The organism is Arthrobacter sp. 2YAF22_2 (genome assembly GCF_052114645.1).
GTDB lineage: Bacteria > Actinomycetota > Actinomycetes > Actinomycetales > Micrococcaceae > Arthrobacter.
The window spans coordinates 1-8,414 of sequence record NZ_JBFRFD010000112.1; the positions used below are offsets into that span (position 1 = coordinate 1).

Here is an 8,414-nt window from a genome sequence, read left to right on the forward strand (position 1 = left end):
GTCCTGGCCTTGCTGCTGCGCTACGAGATGGGGATCCGGGCGGAACAGTTCGCCGGCGCCTTCGTCATCGCCGCGATCGCCGTCGTCGCCCAGATACTCGCCGGCTATGCCCTGGCCCTGTACCGGGGACGCTACCCGTTCGGCAGCTTCCAGGAGGCCCGGGCACTCGTCTTCGTCACCGTGATCGTGGCCGCCTCAATTACCGCGAGCCTGCTGGTGCTTTACGAGGCCATCAACATCGGCCGCAGCGTGGGCTTGATCGCTTTCCCCTTTGCCTGCCTCTTCATGGGCGCGGCCCGCTACGCCAAGCGGCTCTACGTCGAAGGCAGGACCCGGCCAGGCGACGAGGCGCAGAACACGCTGATCTACGGCGCGGGATTCCTGGGCAATTCGCTGCTCACCCGGATGCTGCAGGATCCGGAGTCCCCGTACTTCCCGGTCGGCCTGATCGATGACGACCCGGCCAAGAAACACCTGAGGCTCTCCGGCGTCCAGGTCCTCGGCCGCGGAGACGACCTCCCAGCGATCATCCGCCGAACCCGCGCCACGGTCCTGGTGCTGGCGTTCGCCCACGTCGAAGCCCCCGTGGTCCGCCGCATCTCGGACGCCGTGGCCGGCCTGAACATCCGGGTGCTGGTRCTGCCGCCGCTGCGGGACATGCTGGGCGGCGGCGCACCCGACGGCTTCTCCGATTTCCGCGACGTGGCGGTCGAAGACCTGATCGGCCGGCGGCCCGTGGACATCAAGGTCGACGAAATTGCCGGCTACATCAAGGACAAGCGGGTGCTGGTGACCGGGGCAGGTGGCTCGATCGGCTCGGAACTCTGCCGCCAGATCGTGCAGTTCGCACCCGCGGAACTGATCATGCTGGACCACGACGAGACCGGCCTGCAGCACACCCAGATCTCCATCACCGGCCGCGGCCTGCTGGCCGGCCGGGATACCGTGCTGGCCAACATCCGCGACGGCGAGGCCCTGCTGGACATCTTCGAGGACCGGCGCCCGGAAGTGGTGTTCCATGCGGCCGCCTTGAAACACGCACCGCTGCTCCAGCAGTACCCGGTCGAGGCCTGGAAGACCAACGTCTGCGGCACGCTGAACGTGCTCCGCGCCGCCCAGCAGTCCGGTGTGTCGCACTTTGTGAACATCTCCACCGACAAAGCGGCCAACCCCACCACCGCCCTCGGCCACTCCAAGCGCGTCGCGGAGAAGCTGACCGCCTGGATGGCCGGCCAGACCGCCAGCAAGTTCGTCTCCGTCCGCTTCGGCAACGTGATGGGCAGCCGCGGTTCGATGCTGCCGCTCTTCACCGAGCAGATCCGTGTCGGCGGACCCGTCACTGTCACCGACCCCGACGTGACCCGCTTCTTCATGACGATCCCGGAAGCCTGCCAGCTGGTGATCCAGGCCGGCGCCATCGGCACTGGCGGCGACGTCATGATCCTGGACATGGGGGAGCCGGTCAGGATCCTGGACGTGGCCCAGCGGATGATCGCCATGTCGGGCAAGAAAGTCGACATCATTTACACCGGGCTGCGGCCGGGGGAGAAGCTGCATGAGGAGCTGGTGGGAACCGGCGAATTGGACCAGCGCCCCCTGCATCCGAAGATTTCGCACACCCGCGCTTCCGAGCAGAACCCGGACAAGCTGGACCTCAACGTCTGGCTGGCCCGCTGCGAGGCAGAACAAGGCGCCAACATCGCCGAGATCCCCGACGACGAGGCCGACGAAACCGGACCGATCCGGGTGGCATCATGATTCCGCTGTTCCTGGTGGCGGGAATCACCCTGCTGGCCAGCCTGCTGCTTCCCCTGGCGGTCAAGCCGTGGCTGGTCCGGATGGGCGTGGTGGACATTCCGTCCGCACGGTCCTCGCACCAGAAGGCGACCATCCGCGGCATGGGCGTCGCCGCCGCGCTGGCCACCGCCGTCGGCTACCTGGCGGCCGTGCTCCTGCGCGTCGTCACCGTCGACCGGTCCGTGTTCGCCGTCGTGCTCACCATCATCGGCGCGTGTGCCGTCGTGGGCTGGATCGAGGATCTGCGCGGTCTGTCCATCCGCGGCCGGGCAGCAGCCCAGTTGGGGATCGGCGCCGTCGGCTCCGCAGCGCTCATCGTGCTCACGGCGCAGTCGTTCTGGTGGCTGCCGCTGGCGGCCGTGGCCATCGCGGCGTACGTCAACATCGCGAACTTCATGGACGGCGTCAACGGGATCTCCGGCCTGCACGGGGTCACCGCCGGCGGCGCCTATGCGGTGGCCGGCGTGCTGGCCGAACAGCCCTGGCTCACCGCCGGCGGCGCAGTGCTGGCCATGTCCTTCCTCGGCTTCCTGCCATGGAACCTGGGCCGGGGTTCGGTCTTCTTGGGCGATGTCGGCAGCTACCTGCTGGGCGCCTCGATTGCCGCCCTTGCCGTCGCGGGGTTCTTCAGCGGCGTCTATGTGGAATACGTGCTCACGCCGATCCTGGTCTACGCCGCGGACACCGGCTACACCCTGCTGCGCCGGATCAAGGCGGGGGAGCGCTGGTACGCGTCCCACCGCGAACACGTCTACCAGCGGCTCACGGACGTCGGTTTCTCGCATCTGCAATCGGCAGCCGTGGTCACGCTCTGCACTGTCGCCGTGATCGTTTTCGGCTTCATCGCGGCCACGGCCCCGCTGCCGGCCGTCGTCCTGTGCGTGGCTGGCAGCCTCCTCGTGTTGGGGCTGTACCTCGCGTCCCCGGACCTGATTCGACGGTTCCGGCGCCGGACCAAGGTCACCCGCCTCCCCGTGACCTAGCCGTGTTCTATCTCGTGTAGAATTCAGAGGCGGCCAATCGCCGCCTTCCTGCCCCTGACAGCTTCGACGATTGGGATACCCATGAGCTCCGACGCCGAGTCCGGACACACGTCCGGCACCGGATCCGTTGGTGCCTCTGGGCCCACAAAATCGCTCTGGCTGGGCTTGCTGGCGGTTAGCTCGGCGGCCGCCGCGGGCGCACTGCTGGTGACCGCTGTCATCGCCTACGTGTTCAACGGTGGCTTCGGTGCCCTGTCGAGCCTTTTCGGCGGCGCAGTGGTGATGGCGTTCTTTGCCATCAGCCTGGCGATCGGCCACTTCGTCGGACGCAACAACCCTTCCGGTGCGATCGGCATGTTTGTCGCCACCTACTTCGTGAAGGTCGTCGGCTTTGCTGTGGTGCTTTTTGTCATCGGCGCCCCCGCCTGGCTGCACGCGCGCTGGTTCCTGATCGGCGCCGTCGTGAGCGTGGTCGCCTGGCAGGCGGCCGAGATCATCGGCTTTGCCAAGGCGCGGCTGCAAATCTACAATGACCCCGAATCCCCGGAAGGCGGCCCTCGTGTTTAGCCRCAAGAACGCGTCCAATGACGGATCCCGTACCCCCCGAAGGACCGGCGGTGCTCCCGGCGTGTCGCAGGACGGCAACGACGGCGGATACAACGCCGGAATCGCTGTGTTTAGCTACATTGTTGGCGGAATCATCGTCTGGAGTTTGATAGGGTGGGGTCTGGATAATCTGTGGGGAACCCGCTGGATTGTGCTCGCAGGCGCTCTGCTTGGAGCCGCGGGAGGGTTCTATCTTTCCCATATGCACGGCCTCACCAGTCAACGAACTTCGACTGGCGAAGACGGCGCTGCAGGTGGCCCGTCCAAGGACGCGGAACAGTAATGCCAAAAAATTTCACAGGGGGAATGATTGACAGGAATGTCGCCGCTCCCCGCCCAACGCCCAATGATGGACACTGCAGAGAGGAAACGCGTTGATCGCGCTTGCGCTCCCGGCCCAAGATTCAGGAGAATTCACTCCTCCTGGAATTGAACAATTGCACCTGCCGGCTATTCTGCCCTGGGGTGCGGCCGAAGGATTCTCCAAGCAGATGCTGCTGGTAATCCTCTCGGTCGTCATTATCGCCACCTTCTTCGTGATCGCTGCGCGTAAGCAGCAGCTCGTTCCCGGCAAGCTGCAGTACGCCGGCGAAGCCGCCTACGGCTTCGTCCGCAACGGCATCGCCAAGGACATCATCGGCGGCAAAGACTTCATCAAGTACGTCCCGCTGCTGTTCAGCCTGTTCTTCTTCATCCTGGTGAACAACATCTACGGCGCCATCCCGGTCATCCAGCTCCCGAGCTTCTCGCACGTCGGCGGCGCCTATGTGCTCGCCGGCATCGTCTACGTGACCTGGATCGTCATCGGCATCAAGAAGAACGGCCTGAAGTACTTCAAGCTGGCCACCGTGCCGAGCGGCGTACCGATCTACATCCTCCCGATCGTGATTCCGATCGAGATCATCTCCAACTTCCTGGTCCGGCCCGTGACGCACAGCCTCCGTCTGTTCGCCACCATGCTGGCCGGCCACCTGATCGTAATGATCGCCGGTTCCGGCATCGAGTTCCTCGTGATGCAGGAGAACGTCCTGCTGAAGGGCGCCTCGGTGCTGGTCCTGGCGGGCTCGCTGGCGATGTACATGCTGGAGGCGCTGATCATGGCGCTGCAGGCCTACGTCTTCACGCTGCTGACCGCGATCTACATCGAAGGCGCACTGCACGCCGACAGCCACTAAGGCACCCACAAACTTCCCCTTGGGGATGAAGCAACCCAAACAACCTGCCACCTGGATGGCATCTTGAAAGGAAAACCATGAACGGCTCCATCAACGGCTCCCTCAACCTCATCGGCTACGGCCTCTCCGCTATCGGCGGTGGTATCGGTGTGGGTCTGGTGTTCGCTGCCTACATCAACGGCGTGGCACGTCAGCCGGAAGCCCAGCGCGTCCTGCAGCCGATCGCATTCCTCGGCCTTGCGCTGACTGAAGCCCTCGCCATCCTCGGCCTGGTCTTCGCGTTCGTTCTCAAGTAAACCTTCAGAACCCAGCGAACATCCAGAACCGAGTAGATAAGGACGGGTGAAATATGAAGCAGCTGATCATCTCAGCCGCCACCGAGGGTGATACAAACCCCCTCGTTCCCAACATCTGGGAGATGTTTGTCGTCCTCGTAGGCTTTGCTGTCCTCCTGTTCATCGTGACGAAGTATGTTGTCCCGATGTTCGAGAAGAACTTCGCAGAGCGTGCCGAGGCCATTGAAGGCGGCATTGCCAAGGCCGAAAAGGCTCAGGCAGAGGCTTCTGCAGCACTCGAAGAGTACAAGCAGCAGCTCACCGACGCCCGCACCGAGGCCAACCGCATCCGCGAAGAAGCCCGTGGCGAAGGCGCCCAGATCCTGGCGGATCTGAAGGAGAAGGCAGCTGCTGAGTCTGCCCGCATCACCGCGCAGGCACACGCGCAGATCGAATCCGAGCGCCAGGCGGCCGTCGTGTCGCTCCGCGCCGAGGTCGGCACGCTGGCTACCACGCTGGCGAGCCGCATCGTTGGCGAAGCGCTCACGGATGATGCGCGTTCGGCCCGTGTGGTCGACCGTTTCCTGGCAGATCTGGAGAACCAGAACGCAGGTGCAGCTAAGTAATGGCAGGTGTATCGAGCGAATCGCTGACCGCGGCACTCGTCGCGTTGGAGGCCAAGCTTCCCAACGCGTCGCTGCAGTTGGCTACGGAACTCTTCGGAATCCTGGGAACGGTGGACAGCTCGGCTGGTTTGCGCCGTGCCCTGACTGACCCGTCCCGCAGCGGTGACGAAAAGTCGGCGCTGGTCAAGCAGCTCTTCAGCGGAAAAGTTTCCGCTGAAGCTGTGGAGATCGCGGGCGGGCTGGCCAGTTCACGCTGGGCGTCGGCACGTGACATCGGCGATGCACTCGAGACTCTTGCCGCTTCGGTGGTAATTGCCGTTGCAGAAAACAAGTCGGCAGTCTCTGCCTCCGGCATCACCGGACTGGAAGCGCTGGAGAACGATTTGTTCTCCTTCAACCAGGCCGTCGATTCCAGCCACGAGGTTCAGCGTGCCCTGTCCGAGCCGCAGGCGAGCCAGGCCGCCAAGGTGGCCCTCGCCGACAAGCTCGTGCCCGGTGCAAGCGCGGAAGCGAAAGTCCTTATTGGACAGGCTGTTTCGCAGCCCCGCGGGCTCAAGGTCACCAAGCTGGTCAGCCGTTTTGCCGAGCTGGCAGCCAAGCGCCAGCAGCGCTGGATAGCTACGGTCAGTGTCACCCGTCCGTTGACGGAGGCCCAGGCCAGTCGGCTGCAGACAGGGCTCAACGCCCTGTACGGCCGCGAGCTCAAGATCAACATGAACGTTGACCCGGCTCTGATCGGTGGCATCCGGATCCAGATTGGCGACGAAGTGGTTGACGCTTCGGTCCTCGCCCGCCTGGGCCAGCTCCAGCGTCAGATTGCCTAGTCAGCCGGACAAGCACAACTTACCGACAAGAAACCCCGGTCATCGTGAGCAACGATGATCACGAAAACAGGAGAGCAGGGACTGCAGATGGCCGAATTGACCATCAACGCCGACGACGTCCGTAATGCGTTGAACGAGTTCGCGGCGTCCTACGAACCCGGAAACGCGGAGCGCGTAGAGGTTGGCCGTGTAACGACCGCAGGTGACGGCATCGCCCGTGTTGAGGGCCTTCCCTCGGTCATGGCGAACGAGCTGCTTCGCTTCGAAGACGGCACCCTGGGCCTGGCCCAGAACCTCGACGTCCGCGAGATCGGTGTCATCATTCTTGGTGACTTCACCGGCATCGAAGAAGGCCAGGAAGTGCACCGCACCGGACAGGTTCTGTCCGTTCCGGTCGGCGATGCCTTCCTCGGCCGCGTGGTTGACCCGCTGGGCCAGCCCATCGACGACCTCGGCGACATCAAGGCCGAAACTACGCGTGCCCTGGAACTTCAGGCGCCCGGCGTGACCCAGCGCAAGTCGGTGCACGAGCCGATGCAGACCGGTCTCAAGGCTATCGACGCCATGATCCCGATCGGCCGCGGCCAGCGCCAGCTGATCATCGGTGACCGCCAGACCGGCAAGTCGGCTATCGCCATCGACACGATCATCAACCAGAAGGCCAACTGGGCTTCCGGCGACGTGAACAAGCAGGTGCGCTGCATCTACGTCGCCATCGGCCAGAAGGCGTCCACCATCGCGGCTGTCCGCCAGACGCTGGAGGACAACGGCGCCCTGGAGTACACGACCATCGTGGCTTCCCCCGCGTCCGACCCCGCCGGCTTCAAGTACCTCGCACCGTACGCCGGCTCGGCCATCGGCCAGCACTGGATGTACGGCGGCAAGCACGTCCTCATCGTGTTCGATGACCTCTCCAAGCAGGCCGAGGCCTACCGTGCCGTGTCGCTGCTGCTGCGCCGCCCGCCGGGACGCGAAGCCTACCCGGGCGACGTCTTCTACTTGCACTCCCGTCTGCTTGAGCGTTGTGCCAAGCTCTCCGACGAGCTGGGCGCGGGCTCGATGACCGGCCTGCCGCTGATCGAGACCAAGGCGAACGACGTGTCGGCCTACATCCCGACCAACGTCATCTCCATCACCGACGGCCAGATCTTCCTGCAGTCGGACCTCTTCAACGCCAACCAGCGTCCCGCAGTYGACGTYGGYGTGTCYGTSTCCCGYGTCGGTGGCGCCGCGCAGGTCAAGTCGATGAAGAAGGTCTCCGGCACCTTGAAGCTGGAACTGGCGCAGTACCGCGACATGCAGGCCTTCGCGATGTTCGCGTCGGACCTCGACGCCGCATCGCGCCAGCAGCTGACCCGTGGCGCCCGCCTGATGGAACTGCTCAAGCAGGGCCAGTACTCGCCGTTCCCGGTCGAGAACCAGGTCGTCTCCATCTGGGCCGGCACCAACGGCTACCTCGACGAGGTACCGGTTGAAGACATCAACCGCTTCGAGACCGAGTTCCTGGAACACCTCAAGCACAAGTCCTCGATCCTGACGACGCTGGCGCAGACCAACGTCATGGACGATGACACGGCGGAGGCGCTGAAGACCGCGATTGTGGACTTCAAGAAGGGCTTCTTCGGCGAGGGCGACAGCTACCTGGTCGGCGCGGGCCACGAGGAGCACGCCGCGATCGGCGAGGACCAGGTCGATCAGGAAAAAATCGTCAAGCAGAAGCGCTAGTTTCGCTGGCAGGGACCGCCGGACCCCCTCGGGTTCCGGCAGTCCCGGCCACCGGGATCTTAGGAAAGGATAAGTATGGGAGCCCAGATTCGGGTCTACCGCCAGAAGATCAGCTCGACGACGTCGATGCGCAAGATCTTCAAGGCGATGGAACTGATCGCTACCTCGCGCATCGGCAAGGCCCGCGCACGCGTAGCGGCTTCACTGCCTTACGCAAACGCGATCACGCGCGCCGTTTCTGCTGTCGCAAGCCAGAGCGAAATCGACCACCCGCTGGTCACCGAGCCGGAGCAGATCCGCCGCGCCGCCGTCCTGGTCATCACCTCCGACCGCGGCCTGGCAGGGTCCTACTCGGCCACCGTGCTCAAGCAGGCGGAAGGTCTCGCCGAGCTGCTCATTGAGG

Annotated in this window: 9 protein-coding genes; all 9 read left to right on the forward strand. The window is 64.4% G+C overall.

Going from position 1 to position 8,414, the window contains the following annotated elements:
* A partial coding sequence (locus AB4Y86_RS06675) for a polysaccharide biosynthesis protein (RefSeq protein ID WP_441401220.1) occupies positions 1-1,758 on the forward strand: 1,758 nt, incomplete at its 5' end.
* On the forward strand, positions 1,755-2,780 hold the full coding sequence (locus AB4Y86_RS06680) for an MraY family glycosyltransferase (RefSeq protein ID WP_441401222.1): 1,026 nt from the start codon (positions 1,755-1,757) through the stop codon (positions 2,778-2,780). The genes AB4Y86_RS06675 and AB4Y86_RS06680, both read left to right, overlap by 4 nt.
* 81 nt (positions 2,781-2,861) lie before the next feature.
* Entirely contained in the window at positions 2,862-3,347 is a 486-nt protein-coding gene (locus AB4Y86_RS06685; RefSeq protein ID WP_441401224.1) for a hypothetical protein, read from the forward strand.
* 413 nt (positions 3,348-3,760) lie between these two features.
* Entirely contained in the window at positions 3,761-4,561 is an 801-nt protein-coding gene (gene atpB / locus AB4Y86_RS06690; RefSeq protein WP_441401226.1) for a F0F1 ATP synthase subunit A, read from the forward strand.
* 77 nt (positions 4,562-4,638) lie between these two features.
* Positions 4,639-4,857 (forward strand): ATP synthase F0 subunit C, encoded by a 219-nt coding sequence (gene atpE, locus AB4Y86_RS06695; RefSeq protein WP_211882710.1) that lies wholly within the window; start codon positions 4,639-4,641, stop codon positions 4,855-4,857.
* A gap of 53 nt (positions 4,858-4,910) precedes the next feature.
* Positions 4,911-5,462 (forward strand): F0F1 ATP synthase subunit B, encoded by a 552-nt coding sequence (locus tag AB4Y86_RS06700; RefSeq protein WP_441401228.1) that lies wholly within the window; start codon positions 4,911-4,913, stop codon positions 5,460-5,462.
* A complete protein-coding gene (locus AB4Y86_RS06705; protein WP_441401230.1) occupies positions 5,462-6,286 on the forward strand; it encodes a F0F1 ATP synthase subunit delta in 825 nt (274 codons plus the stop codon). Before AB4Y86_RS06700 ends, AB4Y86_RS06705 begins: the two co-directional genes overlap by 1 nt.
* An 87-nt stretch (positions 6,287-6,373) precedes the next feature.
* Complete coding sequence (atpA, locus tag AB4Y86_RS06710) at positions 6,374-8,011, forward strand: F0F1 ATP synthase subunit alpha (protein ID WP_441401232.1); 1,638 nt, start codon at positions 6,374-6,376, stop codon at positions 8,009-8,011.
* Between the two features lie 75 nt (positions 8,012-8,086).
* Positions 8,087-8,414 (forward strand): F0F1 ATP synthase subunit gamma (locus tag AB4Y86_RS06715; RefSeq protein ID WP_441401234.1); only part of this gene is annotated, 328 nt, incomplete at its 3' end.

Coding starts and splice junctions, on each gene's coding strand:
- AB4Y86_RS06680 (WP_441401222.1), top strand. CDS start 1,755: ATGATTCCGCTGTTCCTGGTGGCGGGAATCACCCTGCTGGCCAGCCTG.
- AB4Y86_RS06685 (WP_441401224.1), top strand. CDS start 2,862: ATGAGCTCCGACGCCGAGTCCGGACACACGTCCGGCACCGGATCCGTT.
- atpE (WP_211882710.1), top strand. CDS start 4,639: ATGAACGGCTCCATCAACGGCTCCCTCAACCTCATCGGCTACGGCCTC.
- AB4Y86_RS06700 (WP_441401228.1), top strand. CDS start 4,911: ATGAAGCAGCTGATCATCTCAGCCGCCACCGAGGGTGATACAAACCCC.
- AB4Y86_RS06705 (WP_441401230.1), top strand. CDS start 5,462: ATGGCAGGTGTATCGAGCGAATCGCTGACCGCGGCACTCGTCGCGTTG.